This window comes from Fundidesulfovibrio soli (assembly GCF_022808695.1).
Lineage (GTDB): Bacteria > Desulfobacterota > Desulfovibrionia > Desulfovibrionales > Desulfovibrionaceae > Fundidesulfovibrio > Fundidesulfovibrio soli.
The window spans coordinates 23,103-41,218 of the sequence record NZ_JAKZKW010000019.1 but is presented as its reverse complement, the minus strand read 5'-3'; the positions used below and the strand labels follow the sequence as shown (position 1 = coordinate 41,218).

Here is an 18,116-nt window from a genome sequence, read left to right as displayed (position 1 = left end):
TGGGGAGGCTTTCCGAGGGCGCGTCGCCTTCCGCAGGCACATGCAACGTTGCAGAAAAAAGGGGGAGTCCAGAGCGGACTCCCCCATGCAAGGCAGAGTCAAGCCGTTGCTAGGAAGGCAGCATCCACTTCAGCGGGTAGGCCATGAGCATGGTCAGCACGCAGATGAAGAGCAGCATCGCAACGGAGTGCCACAGGGTGAAGCGGAAGATGTCGCCGTCCTTGCCGTGCAGGCCGGTGGCGGCCACGCCGACGGCGATGGACTGGGGCGAGATCATCTTGCCGGTAACACCACCGGAGGTGTTGGCGGCGGCGCACAGTTCGGGGGAGACGCCGATGGCCTGTGCGGTGGTCTTCTGCAGGTTGCCGAAGAGCAGGTTGGACGAGGTGTCGGAACCGGTCAGGAACACGCCCAGCCAGCCCAGGATGGGGGCGAAGAACGGGAACAGGACGCCGGTGCCGGCCAGGGCCAGGCCCAGGGTGGTGGACATGCCGTTGGCGTTCATGATGAAGGCCAGGCCGACGATGTTGCCGATGGAGACGATGGGCCAGCGCAGCTGGTGGATGGTGCGGCCAAAGCAGCCGATGGCCTTGCCCACGCCGTAGTTGGGCATGATGAAGATGGCCATGATGCCGGAGAGCAGGATCGCGGTGCCGGCGGCGGCCAGGGGCTGGAACTTGAAGATCACGGCCTGGAGAGCGGGCTGGCCGTTGACCATCTTGGCGATCATGTTGTGGTACATGGGCCAGGGGATTTCCACGTTGACCATCTTGGCCAGGGGGCCCTTGATGGAGGGCCAGCCCTGGATCAGCACCAGGACGGCCAGGATGATGTAGGGCATCCAGGCGCGCACGATCTCGCCGGCGGAGTAGTTGCACACGGCGGGGCCGGTGGGCGCGGGCTCATCGGGGAAGTGGAACACGGTCTTGGGCTTCCACACACGCAGGAATCCCCACAGCGCGATGATGGTCACGATGGCCGACAGGATGTCGGGCAGGGTGGGGCCGTGGAAGTTGGACATCAGGAACTGGGTGCCGGCGAAGGACACACCGGCCACGAGCAGGGCGGGCAGGACTTCCATGGTGCGCTTGAAGCCGCACATGGTGACGGACAGCCAGATGGGCACGAGCACGGCCAGGAAGGGCAGCTGGCGGCCAACGATGGCGGAGATGTGCATCTCGTCCAGCTTGGTGGCGCCGGCCAGGGCGGTGATGGGGATACCGACCGCGCCGAAGGCCACGGGGGCGGTGTTGGCCAGCAGGCAGAGGCCGGCGGCGTACAGGGGGTTGAAGCCCAGGCCCACCAGCATGGCCGCGGTGATGGCCACGGGGGTGCCGAAGCCGGCGGTGCCTTCAATGAAGGAGCCGAAGGCGAAGCCGATGAACACGGCCTGCAGGCGGCGGTCGTCGGTGATGCACGCCAGGGAGTTCTTGATGATCTCGAACTCGCCGGACTCAACAGTCATGTTGTAGACCCAGATGGCGGTGATGACGATCCACACGATGGGGAACAAACCGTACACGAAGCCGTACGAGTAGGAACCGATGGCGGTGGACGCCGGGATACCCCAGAAGGCGATGCCCAGCACCAGGGCCAGCAGAGAGGCGATAGCGCCGGCCACATGGCCCTTCATGCGTTTCACGGCCAGGAAGTAAAACAGGGCGTAGATCGGGATACCGGCTACCAATGCCGAAATCCCAATGCTTTTGCTAATGGGGTCATAGATTTGGGTCCAGGCTTCCATCATTTCCTCCTTCAATGGGTTGTACGAATTACCTCAGGGTTTGGGCGTAAAGCTCCACAGGATGCTTGACGGCGATACGGTCGCCGGCTTGAGACATCATGTCCGCGATCTGCATCATGCAGGCGGGGCAACCCGCCGCCACAATATCCGCCCCTGTGGCTACGATGCTGTCACGCTTCTTCTTGCCGATCTTCGTGGAGACACTGTAATGCTGCAGGTTGAACGATCCGCCGCAGCCGCAGCAGACGTCCGAGCCCGTCATCTCCACCACCTGCAGGTTGGGGTTGGCCTTGAGCGCGGTCCTGACCTGACCCGACACACCCAAGCTCTTCTTGAGGTGGCAGGGATCATGGACCGTGACCTTCTTGGCGTCGGAAGTCGGTTCGACCGTGGTAACGCCCAGTATGTCCACAATAAAGGCGTTGATGTCCATGGCCTTGCCAGCAAGCATCTCGATCTGGTCGCGTTCCGCCTGGGAGAACCCTTCGTTCATCAGCGGCCACACATGGTGGAAAGCCGACGTGCAGGTGCCGCAAGGGGTGATAATGTAATCGAAATCACCCTTTCCGAACACCTTGAGGTTCATCCGGACGAGGTCCTGGTAACTCGCCAGGTCGCCGGAGGCCAGGGAGGGAACGCCGCAACAGACCTGCGCGGTGGGCATGTAAACGCCCACTCCGTGATGCTCGAACACCTTCAGGATGGATTCGCCGACGCTGGTGAACATCTTGTCCACCACGCAGCCGTAGAAGAAAGCGACTTTGATGCCGCTTTTACCCGGAGCGGTGTTCAGGTTGCCGACGCTGCGAAGAGGCTTGTCCGCCAGGGAGAGCAGGTGACGATCGCCCAGAAGCGGTGAGAGCAGCTTGGAACAGGAAGACCCGATGATGTCGTTCACCGGGGAAGTGAAGAACCCCTGGAACTTGGAGCCAAGCGCCAGAAGGGTGTTGAACAGTTTGGGCTTGGTGAGCATGCCCCTGAAGATCGCCTTCTTGATCGGAGAGAGCCCGATGTAGGCGGTGATGATGGCCCGGGCCTTGATGAAGATATCCACGGCCTTGACGCCCGAGGGGCAAGCCGCCGCGCAGGAGCCGCACAGCAGGCACTTGTCCAGGCGGTCCTTAACGGCCTTGGTGTCCTTGATCATCTCGTGGGCGAGGAATTCGAGCAGCGCGATCTTGCCGCGCGCCACGTCGGCCTCGCGGCCGGTCTCGGCGAACAGGGGGCACACGCTCTGGCACATGCCGCAGCGCATGCAGCCGACGATCTGGTCGTCGAGTTCGCCGAGGAGTTTGAGCATCTGGTTCAGGTCGGCCATTGTCTTACTCCCCAAGGATCTTGCCAGGATTCAGGATGTTCTTGGGGTCCACGGCGGCCTTGATGCGCTTGGAGAACAGGACGCTGGCGCGGTTGGTCTCCTTCTCCATGTACTTGGACTTGGCCAGGCCGATGCCGTGCTCGCCGGAGAGGGTGCCGTCCAGAGCCAGGGCGGCGGCGAAGATGGCGTCAACGCCCTTCTCAACGCGGTGGAACTCTTCCTTGTCGCGGCGGTCGCAAAGGATGGTCGGGTGCAGGTTGCCGTCGCCCGCGTGGCCGAAGGTGCCGATGGTGAGCTTGAATTCCTTGGCGATCTTGGCCAGTTCTTCCATCATGGCCGGAATCTTGGAACGGGGCACGGTGGCGTCTTCCAGCACGGTGGTGGGACGCAGGCGCGCCAGGGAGGACAGGGCGGCGCGGCGGGCTTCCCACACCTTGTTGCGCTCCACGGCGTCCTTGGCAACCTGCAGGCGCACGCAGCCGTTGTCCTGGCAGATCTTCTCCACCTTGGCGGCATCCTCGGCGACCTGGGCGGGGTGGCCGTCCACCTCGATGAGCAGCAGCGAACCGGCGTCGGTGGGCAGGCCGACCTTGGCGAAGCCTTCCACGGCGCCGATGGTGAAGTTGTCCATGAACTCCAGGGTGCAGGGCACGACCTTGGCGGCGATGATGGCCGACACGGAGCGGGAGGCGGTCATGACGTCGGGGAAGATGGCCATCATGGCCTTGGAGGCCTGCGGCGGGGGCACGAGCTTGAGGATGAACTCGCTCATGACGGAGAGGGTGCCCTCGGAACCGACCATCAGCTGCGGGATGTTCAGGCCGGTGACGCACTTGACCGTCTTGGAGCCGGACTTGCAGTAGTTGCCTTCGTTATCAAAGAAGTTCACGCCCATGACGTAGTCTTTGGTGACGCCGTACTTCAGGCCGCGCAGGCCACCGGCGTTCTCGGCCACGTTGCCGCCCAGGGTTGAGGCCGCCTGGCTGCCCGGATCGGGGGGGTAGAAGAGGCCCTTGGCGGCCACGGCGTTGGCGAACTTGGCGGTGATGGTGCCAGTCTGCACGACCGCGTACATGTCCTCCTCGTTGATCTCGATGATCTTGTCGAGGGCGTTGGTCAGCAGGACGACGCCGCCCTTGCTGGGGATGGTGCCGCCGGAAAGGTTGGTGCCGGCCCCGCGAACGGTAAGGGGCAGCCCGTTGTCGTTGCAGAGCTTCACAATCTTGCCCACGGCTTCCATCTCGGTGGGGCGGACCACCACGGAGGGCAGCACGGGGTCGAGGACCGCGGCGTCGTAGGAATAGGAATGCTTGTCCGCCTCGGCATCCATGACGTTTTCGGCGCCGACGTAGGAGGCGAGAGTTTGCTTGAGCGATGCGCTGACCATCGAATCTTCTCCCGGTGATAAATAGTTGCGGTGTTCTCCCCGGTCAGGGAGGGAATTCGGTCGCATGCTCTTAACAACTTCCGTGCCAAGCACGGAGAATGAAAATAAAGCTGTAAAATCGATTTGTTACGCGCTGGGCCTGCCTAAGAGGGGTTAAGCGTCCAGAAAGCCGGATTGGATTTTTTTGTTTATGATTGAAGCTGGTTAAGAACTGTTGTGCGACGATTGCGTGCCACTCGAACAGCGTCTGTTTTTTCGGATGAAAGCGCTGTTTCCGATTTTTCAGACGCCCACCATTCCAGGCATGACACCCTGAACCTTGCTTTAACCACGTAGCTCTTGGTCACCGGGTGGCGGCAGATCGTCCATCTCGTGCGTCTGGGGGGGAGGCGAGTCCCGCTCTCCCGCTGCAGACGAACTTGGTAGGCTGTTTCCGCAGCTAAGGCTACGAAATATTTCGTGCATTCCCCTTCAGCACGAAACAAAGCGGCCGGGGCGACAGGCCCAGGCCGCTTTCTGTGTTCAGGACTCCGCAGGGCTAGAATTTGTACTGCAGGCCCACGGCGATCAGGAAGGCGTCTCCTCTCTTGGCCTGGTCCACGAACCTCCTGCCCCACACCGAGGAGTCGAACTCCCCGTGGGACCAGCCCAGGTTGGCCATCAGGGCCAGGTTCTCATGGATGTTGTAGGTATTATCCAGATTGATGCCGGCCACGTATTCGGAGTCGGCCAGGTCGTGCCCCATCTGGTAGTAGGTTCCGGCGCCGAGAAGGGCATTGGCCGCGCGCAAGCCTTTGGCCGAGTTGGTGCCGTGGGCGTAGGCGAAAGTCAGGCGGTGCTTGAGGTCCGGCAGGAAGCTCACGGAGTTCAGCGAGGCGGAGAAGCCCCAGGTGCCCACCGCGTTGACGCCCATGGTGTTGTTCACGAAGGCCTGGTCCGTGTCGAAAAGGAAGGACGTGCTGGGACCCCAGGCGGAAACGATCTGGGGCATGCGCTCCGAGCCGTTGCGCAGGGAGCCGTCTTCGCCGGTTGACCACCAGAAGGCCAGTTGCGGGGTGAGCGCGTCGAATCCGGTGTACTCGGCCGCGAAGTCCAGGAACCAGCCTTGGCGCTTGTTGTGCGCCCTGTCGGAGAGGTTGCCCCCTCCGTAGATCAGGTCAGCGTAGAACTTGAAGGGGTCCAGGGTGGTAACCTCGAACGCCCCGCCCGCCCAGAGGAACATGTTCTGGGCGTTACGCACGCCGAAGGGCTCAAGGGCGTACTGCCCGGCCGAGAACAAGGTCTGGGCCAGGGTATTGCTGTAGAGGCCTCCGCCGCCCACGGAGGTGCCCGCATAGTCGGCGTCGCGTCCGGTCACGGCCAGCAAGGCCCAGGGAGTGGCGCTGAAGCCTTCCACTGTCACGGGCAGGCTCAGGTAATACCCGTCGAACTCGTCGGGAACCTGGCGGGTGGTCTTGTCGAAATCCTTGTTGGTGTCCAGCAGGCGCATGAAGCCGCCGGTGAAGGAAAGGGTATCCTTGATGAGGAGAAGGCTGACCATCGCCGCCGCGGCTTCGCTGTCCAGCACGATGGAGCTGCCTCCGAAGAAGGAGCTGTGCGCCACGGTGAAGGGCTGGCGGCCAACCGTGAACTCGGCCTCCGTGCCGGGCAACTTGAACTGCAGGTAGGCCTGGTAGACGTCGATGGCCACGGCGGGGTTGTCCACCTTGAAGGTCCCGTCGCCCCACACGCCGTTGTTCACACGGATGCCCAGGCGGAACTTCAGGTCCTCGTTGGCGATGAAGTCCGTGCGCAGGCGGAAGCGCTCCCACACGGTGAAGGGGTCCCCCGTCTGGGCGCCGTCACCGTTCCAACCGGTGTAGTTGGTCTTGCTGAACCAGTTGCCGTGGACGCGGACGTCACCGGTCATCTTCACTTCCGAGCCGGCCTTGGCGGCCCCCCCAAGCAGGACCAGCCCCGCCATAAAGGCCAGGGCCATGAATCCTTTCATTTTCATTACTTCCTCCGTGTTATGGTGCTCATGCTCAAGGCTTCAGCCGTTCGATTCGTCGCGCTAGCCGCCCCGACATTTCCGCGTCTTCCAGGATAAAGGGATGACCGCCGTTGGGTGGTCATCAGAAGGGACACATGACCTTTGCTCGCGATCACCGTCCGCCCGGGAGGCGAGGCCCCCCTTGATGCGGAATGCGAGCAGCTCTGGTCTGGCTTTCGGCGCTGTGCTGGGAACTCATGCTGAAAATGATTTTCAATGTCAATGCAAGGGAAACAGAAACAGCACATGCCGAGAATGAGCCGGAATGCGCATCAAGGGGGCGAGGGGACGGCAAACGCCGAGCGGATTCACCGGGCGAGGCGACTCGACAAAATAGCTGTCAAAACGGAGGAGTGAGGGTCAAGCTGACCGCTGCGCGTCCCGTCGCCTGCACTCGAAAGGGGGAGGTGAATGCACTTCGAGGCAGCGGGGCGAGGCAGCGGGGCGAGGTAGCGGGGCGAGGCAGCGGGGCGAGGCAGCGGGGCGAGGCAGCGGGGCGAGGTAGCGGGGCGAGGCAGCGGGGCGAGGTAGCGGGGCGAGGTAGGGGAAGCGCAGACGGGGTATGGCATTGATGGGATGTGCCGATGGCCAAAGCGTAAACAGTGCCGGCGGGTTGCCGCACGATGCAGGCTGTTGAGGATGAAGGCAAACACGGCACGGAGGATATGAGGCATTCCCACATCAGGTCGAAGATATCTCGTGTCATCGGGCGTGGAGGCCTTCCGTCAGCCGCGGGCGTTTGCGGCTGTAGAACAAGGCGGGAGAAAAAGGAGGGGCGTTGGGACCGTCACATTCGATGACGCCAGAAATAAAAACGGCCGGGGCTTTCGCCCCGGCCGCAGGTCGCTTGGTCAAGCAGCCACTAGAAGTGGTAGCGCAGACCGAAGGCCACCTTCCAGGCGTCGCCATTCTTGGCCTGGTTCACGAAGCGGCGGCCCCAGATGGACTTCTCGAACTCGCCGTGAGCCCAGCCGGTCTCGCAGATGAGGGCCAGGTTCTCGTAGATGTTGTACTGGGAATCGAAGTTGATGCCCAGGGTGTACTCGTTGACGGACAGGTCACGACCCATCATCACGTAGTTGCCAGGCCCGCCGGTCAGCAGGTTGGCGTTCTTCAGCGCGCGGGAGGAGTTGGTGCCGCGGGCGTAAGCGAAGGTCAGGCGGTGGGTCAGATCCTGCATGAAGGTGATCTTGTCCAGAGCGAACACGAAGCCCCAGCTGCCGACGGAGTTGGTGGTGATGGAACCGAAGTTCAGCTCCTGGTTGGTGTCGAACAGGAAGGAGTTCGAGGGACCCCAGTAGTTGACCACGGAGGGCATACGCTCGGAACCGTTGCGGGTGGAGCTGTCCTCACCGGTGGAGTACCAGAAGGTGAGCTGGGGGGTGAGCATGTCGAAGCCGGTGTACTCGGCGGCGACGTCGAAGAAGAAGCCGCCGCGCTTGTTGCCGGAGCTGCCCTGGGTGTTGCCCTCGCCGTAGATCACGTCGGCGTAGAACTTGAAGGGATCAAGAGCGGTCACCGCGAACGAGGAACCGATCCACCAGTAGACGGGCTGGGAAGCGCTGATGCGGCTCAGACCGGAGTAGGTGGAGGCGGACAGCAGGTAGTTGGCCAGGTTCTCGTTGGTGTTGGGGCCGCCGTTGCCAACCCAGGTGGAGTAGTTGGCATTCTTGCCGGCGACGGTGATCAGGCCCCAGGGGGTGGCGCTGAAGCCGTTGACGGAGATGGGCAGGCTCAGGAAGTAGCCGTCGAACTCGTCGGGCACCTGCTTGGTGGTGGGGTCGAAGTCCTTGTTGGAGTCAAGGAAGCGGATGAAGCCGCCGACGACCTTCAGGCTGTCCATGACGGGGATGGACACCAGCGCGGCAGCGGCGCGGGTGCCGCCGAACACGGGGTTGGAGCCCAGCCAGTCAACGGACATGGGCAGGTCGACGTTCTGCAGGCCGATGGTGAACTGCACGTCGGTGTTGGGCCACTTGAACTGCATGAAGGCCTGGTAGACCTGGATGGACACGGCCGGGTTGTCCACGGTGAAGGTGCCGGAACCCCAGGGGTTGTCGTTCACGCGGATGCCAAGGCGGAACTTGAGGTTCTCGTTGGCGATGAAGTCGGTGCGCAGGCGGAAACGCTCCCAGATGGTGAAGGAGTCGTAGGTCTGCCGACCGCGGGCGTCCCAACCGGTGTAGTTGTACTGGGACCAGAAGTTACCGTAGATGCGGGCGTCGCCGGTCATCTTGACTTCGGTGGCGGCCTGAGCGGCAACCGCGCCGAGGGCAAAGCTGACGAGCAGAGCCAGGGCCATAAGGCGTTTCATTGTTCCATCCTCCTCTTAGAATAATCCAAAGGGCCTCTGCCGAGGGCACGTCCAGGTGGGAATTCGCCCTCCGGAAGCGGAGGCTTCCGGGAATCCCCTCGTGCCCTGTGGCCTGTGGATGCGCGTTACGGCCTGGGCAGCCCGCGCGTGTCGGTAAAAAAACTTGTACCTTTCCACGGCCGAAACTTCTGTAGATGGAAATGTTACAGGTGGCAAGACAAAATAAATAACAAATTTGTCGTTTGCATCAAAAAAGCTTCGGATCATCCCTTCTTGAAATGTACGGGGTTAGCGAAAATTCCGGTGACCGGAACGGAGGGGTTCAAATCTTTCAACCGGCAGAAGCAGGCCGCAGCGGGGCATGCAGTCCCCCCAGCCAGCTCCCTAGCGATGGAAGGGTGGCTAATGGTCTGGGATCGCACGGATTCTTGGTGTGAATTGCGTCCATGCCTCACGGAGTGCCGCTCAGGCATGGGCTGGCGCTGGTCTGTGCGCCCCTTCAGCCCGGAACAGCCGGGGTAACGGAACAGGCTGTCCAACGTTACCAAACCGTAATAAAGAAAATGATGTTTCTCCACATGCATTGAGCCGAATCCGCGGCTCAATCTGCCTGGGCGCGACAGGGAACGTTACGGCTCGTGGCGTGGGGATGAGGTGGAGGCTAGTGCGGAGCCTGCTGCCGGCCCCGCAGTCGCAAGCGAACGAAGCGCGGTTCGGGCAGTGACCCGTCCGGGGAGCATTTGGGGCAGCCGTCATAGATCAGGAGGCAGTCAGAGCCGAGGCTGTCCGCTGGGATGCCCATCCATAACAGGACCTCACTCGGGTCGCGGAAGATGACGGGGGACCTGCAACGGCCGCATTCGGCGTAGAGCAGTGAGGCGTCGAACAGTCTGGTCATGGTCCACCCTCGTTCAAGGATGAATATGTCAAACCTCGCTGGCTCCTGAATGTCACCCGGCGCACTGGGTGTCAATGCGGCGCAACACGAGCGAGCCGGCGTCCCGCTACGGGAAGCCGGCTCGATGTTTTCGTAATCTGGCGGATTAGTCGGCCTTTTTGCGGCGTTCCCAGAGGCGCATGTCCTGCATTTTCTTGCGGCGTGCGCGCTGGAGTTCCTTGCAGACCAGGGGCATGTCCTTGGTGTAGCCCCACTTGGCACGGTACTCGTCCGGAGTGAGCCCGAATTTTGCCAGGTGGCGCTTGGTGATGACCTTCATGGACTTGCCGGATTCCATGCAGATGATGCTTTTTTCGCGGATGGCTTTTTTTGCGTCGAGCGGACGTCCGGGGGCGCCCTCCACGGGAGAGGAGGGGGTGAAGCCCTGCACCACTGCCTTGAGTCCAACCACAAGGTTCTGGACCATCGTCACGATCTCTTGGGCGGTCATGATCCGAACTTTGGCCTGGGCCCTTACGATTTCAAGGGCTTCTTTGAGATAGTCGTCCATGCGGTCTCCTTCGTGATTATCGTACGTCATCCTGATTGAGGCCGTTAGGCTCCAGGAGGAGTAGCGAATATTGCGGAATTGTAAATATGTAATTTATTGATCCGTGCAACATGTCGGCCCGGCGGGTTGGTTATGCCGGTTCATGGATGTCGGCCTGCAGCGGGTTCCGGGCCAAGCGCGACGCGAACAAGGGGCCCTGCCCGATCTGTATCCCCATGTTGCGCAGCATGGAGACCTGGGGCCTGCTGCGCACGCCCCGCGCGGCTGGGAGCATGAGCAGGTTGGCCGCGTAGGCGCTGAAGTCGAGCAGCGCGGCGCGGGCCTCCGAGTCGTTCTCGTGGCAGAGGGTGTCCAGGGGGTCCAGGCGCAGCACATCCGCGGGCAGTCGCTCCACGTAGAGCGAGGGCATGGCGCCGAGGCAGCAGACATCGATGCCCAGGAGGAATCCGTGCCGCTTCAGGGTGATGAAACCTTCTATGCCGATGAAGCCCAGGTCGCGGCATTGCTGGTCGGGGAAGAACAGGCAGATGCTGCCCGCTCCTACGCCCAGCGACTGGGCTTTTGCGGCCAGGGCGAAGATATGGTGATTGTCGGTGAGGGTTTCGGCGGGCAGCGTCAGGCAGATGAAGGCCCCCTGATCCAGAACGGAGCGGGCTGAATGAACTGCCGTTGCCAGAAGCTCGACAGGACAGGAAACCGCCGGATGCGGCGGATGGAACTCTATGTCCACGGCCTTGAGCGACCCGTCGCCCAGATCCACCAGGGGGAGCAGGGTGACAGGGGGGTGACTGGCGGAATCCGCAATTTTGTAATGTGTACGGAACATGCTTTAAGTCCAGCAAGTTGTATGCCTGTGTCAAATCTACTGTATTTTTGAGCCGATGTAAACACCAGTGCAACCTTTCTGGTTGTGTCGATCCTGAAAGTAGGCAGAATGAGTCCTGAATAGTGGACGCAGTCCTGTATTGAGGATGAGCGGGGTGCTTCACCCCGGAGGAGGAATGGAGTAGGGGGCGGGGATGCGTTTCTTCATTCAGACCCTCGGCTGCAAGATCAACCAGTACGAATCCCAGGCACTGCGCGAATCGTGGACCAGCCGGGGCTGGCTGGAAACGGCCTCCCCCGTTCAGGCGCAGGTGGTGCTGGTGCATACCTGCGCCGTGACTTCGGGCGCGGTGGCCGACAGCAGGGGCGCTGTGCGGCGGATGGGGCGAGAGGCTCCGGATGCCTCCATTCTGGTCGCCGGCTGCGCCGCTCAGGTGGAGCCGGAGATGTTCAGGCCCCTGCCGGGCGTCGCGGCGGTGATCCCCCAGGCCGCCAAAGCGGGCCTGGCCCGCTGGCCCGAGCCCTGCGAACCAGCGCCTTCCCGCGCTTGGCCTGAGTTCTCCATCAGCGGATTCAACCGCTCCAGACCCGTGCTCAAGGTGCAGGACGGTTGCTCGCACGGCTGCACATACTGCATCGTTCCCCGGGCGCGCGGCGGGGCGCGCTCCCGGCCGTTCGACCAGATTGCCCGGGAGGCGGACGCCCTGTTCGCCGCGGGACACCGCGAGGTGGTGCTCTCCGGCATCAACCTCGGGCAGTTCGCCCGGGAGGGCGGAGGCGATTTCTGGGACATGCTCGCGGACCTGGAACGCGGCCTCGCGCCGCGGTGGGCGGGGCGGGCGCGGCTGCGCCTCTCCTCGCTGGACCCGGGGATGCTGGGTCCCAAGGCCCTGGACGTGCTGGCGGGTGCCTCCATGACCTGCCCGCATCTGCACCTCTCCATGCAGAGCGCGTCGGACAAGGTGCTTTCGGCCATGGGCCGCGCCCATTACGGCGCAGACGCGGTTCTGCGCTTCCTGGACGCACTTCGCGGCGTCCGGCCGGTGATGGCCTTGGGGGCAGACCTGCTCACCGGCTTCCCAGGTGAGGACGACGCTGAATTCCGGCAGACCCTGGAGTTCATGGCGCGTGCGGGGCTGACTTACGCCCACGTGTTCCCCTTTTCGCGCAGGCCGGGCACAGTGGCCGCCAAGGCGCCCGGGCAGTTGCCCCTGCAGCTGAAGAAGGAGCGCGCCGCCGCCTTGCGGGCCGAGTCGCTCCGTCTGGAGGAGGCTTTTGCCCGGCGGCTCCTGTCGCTCCCCAGGCTGGAGGTCGCCATGGAGAAGGCCGACCCGCCGGGAGGCCTGTGCGAATATTATGTTGAGTGCCGGGTGGAGAACATCCCGGAGGGGCAGGTCCCGGCTGGGCTGCTGGCCGTGAGGCCGCTGGGCCTGGGGGAGGGAGGCGTCCTGCGGGTCGAGCCGCTTGGCGAGCCAGGCGAGGCTCTTTACGATCCAGGCGAGGCCCTTTACGATCCGGGCGAGTCGCGTTAGCTGTCTTTTTTTCCGGCGTCCGCCGGTAAAGTCACCTTGATGCGCCACGGCTTCGGCCTGGCGACCACGATTTCCGAGAGAGAAACATGACCAAAAGCATGACCGGCTTCGGCCGCAGCATCACAGACAATCCCTTCGCCAGCGTGGTCTGGGAGGCCCGTTCCGTCAACAGCCGTTACCTGGACCTCAAGTGGAGGCTCCCGCTGTTCCTGCGCTCCCATGAATCCGACCTGGAGCGCGTGGTGCGCCGCTACGTGGAGCGCGGCCGCCTGGAGGTGGTCTGCAATTTCCAGGCGCACCGCGCCGAGGCGCTGGACTTCAGCCTGAACAAACCCATGGCCAAAGCCATGCTGCTCAGTGTGTCCGAACTGGCGGAGGAGATGGGCCAGAGCTTCGCCCCCGACTACACCCGCCTGCTGACCATCTCCTCCCTGTGGCAGGAGGGGCTCAAGGACGCCCCGGCCGAGCTGATGGAAGCTCTCGTGGCGGGGCTCGAGAAGGCCCTGGAGGACCACGCCGCCTCCCGCCAGCACGAAGGCGAGCTCATGGCGGCGGACATCCTGCGCAGGCTGGACAAGCTGGCCGGCTGGCACGCCGAGATCAAGCTGCAGGCCCCCCGCGTGAAGGAGGAGAAGTTCCAGGCCCTGCGCACCAGGCTCTCGACCGTGCTGGAGAAGCTCGGGGTGGAGTCCTCCGAGGAGCGCGTGCTGCAGGAGGTGGCCGTTCTGGCCGACAAGCTGGACATCACCGAGGAGCTCACCCGCCTGGGCTGCCATCTGGACCAAATCCGCGCCCTGCTCGGGCAGGACGGCGACGTGGGCAAGCGGCTGGACTTCCTGCTGCAGGAGGCCTTCCGCGAGATCAACACCTGCGGCAACAAGGCCCAGAACATCGAGATCAGCCGTGTGGTGGTGGAATTCAAGGCCGAACTGGAGAAGTGCCGCGAACAGGTGCAGAACATAGAGTAGGGCCCCGTGCAGAAAACAGGACTGCTCAACATAGGCTTCGGCAACTTCGTGGTCAGCTCCCGGGTTGTGGCCATCGTGAACCCCGCGTCGTCCCCCATGCGCCGCCTGCGCGAGGACGCCAAGGACACCCAGCGGCTGGTGGACGCCACCCAGGGCCGCAAGACCCGCTCCATCATCGTGACGGATTCCGGCCACGTGGTGCTCTCGGCCATCCAGGCCGAGACCATCTCGCAGCGGTTCAGCCAGGAGGACGAAGATGTCTGATCCCACCCCCTCCAGCGGCAGGCAGGGCCTGGCCCTGATCGTGAGCGCGCCTTCCGGCGCGGGCAAGAGCACGCTCATCGGGCGGCTCAGGGCCGAGTTCCCGGGGGTGGGGTATTCCATCTCCTGCACCACCCGGGCGCCGCGGGGGGCGGAGCGCGACGGGGTGGACTACCACTTCATCGACGCCGCCCTCTTCAAGGAGAGGATCGCCCAGGGCTATTTCGCGGAGTGGGCCGAGGTGCACGGCAACTACTACGGCACCCCGCGCCAGCAGGTGCTCGACATGCTGGCCCAGGGGCGCGACGTGCTCTTCGACATCGACGTGCAGGGCGCCAAGCAGCTGCGCGCCAGCTTGAACCTGGGCTGCACGGTGTTCATCCTGCCGCCCACGCGCCAGGAGCTGGCGCGCAGGCTCACCGGGCGCGGCACAGACTCCCCGGATGTGATCGCCAAACGCCTGGCCAACGCCTCCCGGGAGATAGCCCAGGCCCCATGGTTCCAGCACCTTGTGGTCAATGACGACCTGGACACGGCCTACGACGAGCTGCGGGCCGTCTACCTGGCGGGGCGCTGCGCGCCCGAACTGCGCCCGGGCCTTGTGGAGGCGCTGCTCGAGGGCTGGGAGGGGGTTTAGCGGGCGCTTGCCTTGCTCTTGCGTTGCGGGTATTTAGGCGGCTACACCCCGCACAGGGACAGCCGCCGCCCTGCGGCACTGGAGCCCAGCCATGAGCGATTCGGAGACGATGGAGAACGCCCAACAGCCGCACAGCGGTGCGCCACGCGGCCGCGAGAAGATCAAAGGCATCTTCTCAACCCAGTCCATCCAGAAGGTCGGCACCGGCACCACAACTCGCAAGACCATCCAGAAGACCTACTGGTTCGTCAACGAGCAGCAGGACGGCAACCTGGAAATTCAGCCGCTGAACAAGAACTACATCCCCTCCGGCCCCAAGCGGGCCATCTCCATCGAGGATCTGCTGGCCAAGTTCGCTCCCGAGCCCGAATTCTACGTCTCCACCGTCTACCCCAAGATCCAGGAACTCAACCGTACCATCCAGAAGGGCGAGCGGCACCGCGAGAAGGGCGAGAATTTCAGCGCCGAGCTGGAGTTCGACCAGGCCCTCACCGTGGACGAGGAGAACGTCCGGGCCAACTTCGGCCTGGGCCTGACCTACCTGGACAGGGGCGAATCCCACAAGGCCAACGACATTTTCGAGCGCTTGGTGCGCCTGGACGCCGCCTTCGAGGCCGAGCACAAGCACCTCTTCAACGATTTCGGCATCAGCCTGCGCAAGAACAAGATGCTGGATCAGGCCCTGGAGTACTACTCCAAGGCCGAGACGCTGGCCGAATCCGACGAGAACCTCTTCTACAACATCGCCCGGGCCCACTTCGAGAAGGACAACGTGGAGCAGTGCATCGCCTACCTGTCCAAGGCGCTGAGCATCAATCCCCGGCTCAAGGAGGCGCGGCTGTTCGTGAAGTACCTGGTGGACCAGGGCAAGGTGTCCGCCGACACACCGGGGATAGCGCAGCTGCTTCCCGAGGAATCCGAAGCCACCTGAGCCGGGAGCGTCCATGAGCCACGAGATCGGACAGCGGTTCCTGCTGGACCTGCCGGGGATGCGGCACAACCTGCCCTATTCCCCAGCGTTGCTCACCACGCTCTATAGCCAGACGGGCCAGACCTCCGTGACCCCCCTGGACGAGATCGCCGAGACCCTCAGCCGCGACCAGGGCCTCACCGCCAAGGTGCTCACCGTGGCCAACTCGGCCTTCTACGGCCTCCAGCAGGAGGTGAACACCGTGGCCAGGGCCATCGCGGTGCTGGGCCTCGCGGAGGTGCGCACCCTGGTGCTGGCCGTGGGGGTCAAGGCGCTGACCGACTCCAAGGATTTCCCCAAGGACTTTCCTGTCGGCCCCTACTGGGAGCACCAGCTCAGCGTGGCGATCCTGGCGCGCATGCTGGCCCCGCTCATGGGCGGGGGGGACCCCGACAACCTGTTCACGGCGGGCGTGCTGCACGATCTGGGCAAGCTGCTCACGGCCCTGCACCGCCCCGAGGACTGGCGGGCCATCTCGGCCCTGGCCGAGGGCGGCTCCATCTCCTACTCGGAGGCCGAGGACGAATACTGGGGCATCGAGCACGGGGTCGTGGGTTCCATGGTCATGGGGGCCTGGAACCTCCCGGCCGACCTGACCGAGCCGGTCAACTGGCACCACGCGCCCATGCACGCCCCCTCGCACCGGCGCGACGCGCTGGCGCTCTGCGTGGCCGACGCCATGGCCCACATCGCTGCCGAAACGGGGGCGGTGGTCACCTGCCCCTGGCGCGAGGTGCTCTGCAAATTCAATCTGAGCGACGCGGACATGCTGGAAAGGGCCAAGGCCCTGCTCATCAAACACGATCCCGGCGTCTTCGCGGCCGGGCTGGCCGCCTGAAACACTCCGGGGCCTTAAGGCCGCGGAGTGTCCAAACGCCCTTTTATATTTAGGAGTCACGGTGCGTAAAATCTGGCGCCCGCGCGCGTGCGAACCCGCCCCGCCCATGTTGAACGAGTGGGCTTCGGCCCTGAGCATATCCCCCCGCATCGCCGAACTGCTCTGGCATCGCGGGCAGCGCAGCATGGAGGCCATGGACGTCTTCCTCTGCCCGGGGCTGCGCCACCTCATGCCGCCTTCCGCCATCCCGGGGCTCACTGACGCCGCCGAAGCCCTGGCCGAGGGGCTGGCCCAGGGAAAAAGGCTGGCCGTCTGGGGCGACTACGACGTGGACGGCGTCACCTCCACGGCCCTGATGGTGGATTTCCTGCGCAGGCGCGGCATACCGGCGGAGCATTACATCCCCGTGCGCCTGGAGGAGGGCTACGGCCTCTCCTGCGCGGGGCTCGAGAAGCTGGCCGCCTCCGGCGTGGGCATGGTGCTCACCGTGGACTGCGGCATCAGCGCCGTGGATGAGGCCCGCCGCGCCCGCGAGCTGGGGCTGGACCTCATCGTCACCGACCACCACCTGCCAGGCCCCGAGCTGCCCGACGCCCGCGCCGTGGCCAACCCCAAGCTGGGCGACTGCCCCGGCACCGACCTGGCCGGGGTGGGCGTGGCCTTCTTCCTGGCCTGCGCCCTCAACCGCCTGCTGCCGGGCGAAGCCCTGGACATGCGCCAGTTCCTGGATCTGGTGGCCACGGGCACCCTGGCCGACGTGGTCAGCCTCACCGGCCAGAACCGCATCCTGGTGAAAAACGGCCTGCTGCTGCTGCGCGACGCCGCGCGGCCCGGCTTCTTCGCCCTCAAGGAGGCGGCGGGCTATTACGCCAAGGCCCCGCTGGAGGCCACCCAGGTCACCTTCGGGCTGGCCCCGCGCATCAACGCCGCCGGCAGGCTGGGCAAGGCCGACGAGGCCCTGGCCCTGCTGCTGGCCCCCGACATCGACACCGCCAGGCCCCTGGCCGCGGCGCTGGATACCATCAACACCCAGCGCCGCCAGGAAGAGGGCGAGATCTCCGCCCAGGCCCTGGAGCAGGCCCAGGCCCAGGCCGACGAGCCTGCCATGGTGCTCTTCTCGCCGCAGTGGCACCAGGGCGTCATCGGCATCGTGGCGTCGCGCGTGGTGGAGACCCACTACCGCCCCGCGCTCATCATCACCGATGATCAGGGCAGGCTCAAAGGCTCGGGCCGCTCCATCCCCGAGGTGGACCTCTACGAGGCCCTGTCCGACTGCTCGCATCTGCTGCTGGGCTTCGGCGGGCACCGGCAGGCCGCGGGCATGAGCCTGGCGCCGGAGAACCTGGACGCCCTGCGGGAGAGCTTCCGGGCCGCCGTGCTCAAACAGTTGGGGCCGGTGATGCCCACTCCGACCCTGCGCCTGGATGGCGAGATGCCCTTTTCGGAGGTGCACCAGGCCCTGCTCAAGGAGCTGGACCTGCTGGGCCCCTTCGGCTGCGGCAACCCGGAGCCGGTGTTCTGCTCCCCCCCGGTGGACGTGCGCAACCGGCGCGTGTTCGGGGCCAACCACGTGCTGCTGGAGGTCCGCGACCCTGGGGCGGGGGTGACGCTTCGGGCCAAGGCCTGGCGCATGGCCGAGGAGATCGGGCCGGAGGTGCAGGGCAAGCAGGTGCGCCTGGCCTTCACCCCGCGCCTGGATACCTACAACGGGCTCTCCAGCGTGGAACTGCGCCTGAAGGACTGGGAAGGGGCCGAGGCCGTGGCCGTGGCGCAGCCCAGACAGCTGGCGCGCTAGCGCGGGCCGTCCGGACCCGGACTGGCGTCCGCGCCCGCCCGGTAGGC

The 18,116-nt window shown here is 64.4% G+C and carries 15 protein-coding genes; 7 read left to right on the top strand and 8 right to left on the bottom strand.

Annotated features, from left to right (window positions below; all coding sequences use genetic code 11):
* Positions 1-109: 109 nt before the first annotated feature.
* From MLE18_RS14425 to MLE18_RS14390, 8 genes are all read right to left on the bottom strand, one after another.
* Positions 110-1,744 carry an L-lactate permease gene (locus tag MLE18_RS14425; protein ID WP_243439502.1) on the bottom strand — a complete coding sequence of 545 codons (1,635 nt, stop codon included), beginning with the start codon at positions 1,742-1,744 and terminating at the stop codon, positions 110-112.
* Between the two features lie 28 nt (positions 1,745-1,772).
* Positions 1,773-3,062, bottom strand: a complete 1,290-nt coding sequence (locus MLE18_RS18255; RefSeq protein ID WP_243439501.1) for a (Fe-S)-binding protein — start codon at positions 3,060-3,062, stop codon at positions 1,773-1,775.
* Positions 3,063-3,066: 4 nt separating this feature from the next.
* Positions 3,067-4,449: an FAD-binding oxidoreductase gene (locus tag MLE18_RS14415; RefSeq protein ID WP_243439500.1), complete on the bottom strand. Its 1,383-nt coding sequence runs from the start codon at positions 4,447-4,449 to the stop codon at positions 3,067-3,069.
* Between the two features lie 538 nt (positions 4,450-4,987).
* Positions 4,988-6,445 carry an outer membrane homotrimeric porin gene (locus MLE18_RS14410; protein ID WP_336605588.1) on the bottom strand — a complete coding sequence of 486 codons (1,458 nt, stop codon included), beginning with the start codon at positions 6,443-6,445 and terminating at the stop codon, positions 4,988-4,990.
* A gap of 898 nt (positions 6,446-7,343) precedes the next feature.
* The gene (locus tag MLE18_RS14405) at positions 7,344-8,795 is read right to left on the bottom strand and encodes an outer membrane homotrimeric porin (protein WP_243439499.1); all 1,452 of its coding nucleotides are present in this window, start codon (positions 8,793-8,795) and stop codon (positions 7,344-7,346) included.
* Positions 8,796-9,456: 661 nt separating this feature from the next.
* Complete coding sequence (locus MLE18_RS14400) at positions 9,457-9,693, bottom strand: hypothetical protein (RefSeq protein WP_243439498.1); 237 nt, start codon at positions 9,691-9,693, stop codon at positions 9,457-9,459.
* A 145-nt stretch (positions 9,694-9,838) separates the two neighbouring features.
* Entirely contained in the window at positions 9,839-10,243 is a 405-nt protein-coding gene (locus MLE18_RS14395; protein WP_243439497.1) for a Ros/MucR family transcriptional regulator, read from the bottom strand.
* A gap of 130 nt (positions 10,244-10,373) precedes the next feature.
* A complete protein-coding gene (locus tag MLE18_RS14390) occupies positions 10,374-11,069 on the bottom strand; it encodes an EAL domain-containing protein (protein ID WP_243439496.1) in 696 nt (231 codons plus the stop codon).
* A 193-nt stretch (positions 11,070-11,262) separates the two neighbouring features.
* Here MLE18_RS14390 and MLE18_RS14385 point away from each other — a divergent pair, with 193 nt between their 5' ends.
* The 7 genes from MLE18_RS14385 to recJ all read left to right on the top strand — a co-directional run bounded on the left by MLE18_RS14385 (position 11,263) and on the right by recJ (position 18,069).
* Positions 11,263-12,600 (top strand): MiaB/RimO family radical SAM methylthiotransferase, encoded by a 1,338-nt coding sequence (locus MLE18_RS14385; RefSeq protein ID WP_243439495.1) that lies wholly within the window; start codon positions 11,263-11,265, stop codon positions 12,598-12,600.
* Between the two features lie 86 nt (positions 12,601-12,686).
* Positions 12,687-13,568 (top strand): YicC/YloC family endoribonuclease, encoded by an 882-nt coding sequence (locus MLE18_RS14380; protein WP_243439494.1) that lies wholly within the window; start codon positions 12,687-12,689, stop codon positions 13,566-13,568.
* A 6-nt stretch (positions 13,569-13,574) separates the two neighbouring features.
* Entirely contained in the window at positions 13,575-13,832 is a 258-nt protein-coding gene (locus MLE18_RS14375) for a DUF370 domain-containing protein (RefSeq protein WP_243439493.1), read from the top strand.
* Positions 13,825-14,466, top strand: coding sequence for a guanylate kinase (gmk, locus tag MLE18_RS14370; protein WP_243439492.1), 642 nt, complete (start codon positions 13,825-13,827; stop codon positions 14,464-14,466). The genes MLE18_RS14375 and gmk overlap by 8 nt, the downstream gene beginning before the upstream one ends.
* Positions 14,467-14,557: 91 nt before the next feature.
* Positions 14,558-15,397 (top strand): tetratricopeptide repeat protein, encoded by an 840-nt coding sequence (locus MLE18_RS14365; RefSeq protein ID WP_243439491.1) that lies wholly within the window; start codon positions 14,558-14,560, stop codon positions 15,395-15,397.
* Between the two features lie 13 nt (positions 15,398-15,410).
* Entirely contained in the window at positions 15,411-16,274 is an 864-nt protein-coding gene (locus tag MLE18_RS14360; protein WP_243439490.1) for an HDOD domain-containing protein, read from the top strand.
* Positions 16,275-16,380: 106 nt separating this feature from the next.
* Positions 16,381-18,069, top strand: a complete 1,689-nt coding sequence (gene recJ / locus MLE18_RS14355) for a single-stranded-DNA-specific exonuclease RecJ (RefSeq protein WP_243439525.1) — start codon at positions 16,381-16,383, stop codon at positions 18,067-18,069.
* Positions 18,070-18,116: the final 47 nt, after the last annotated feature.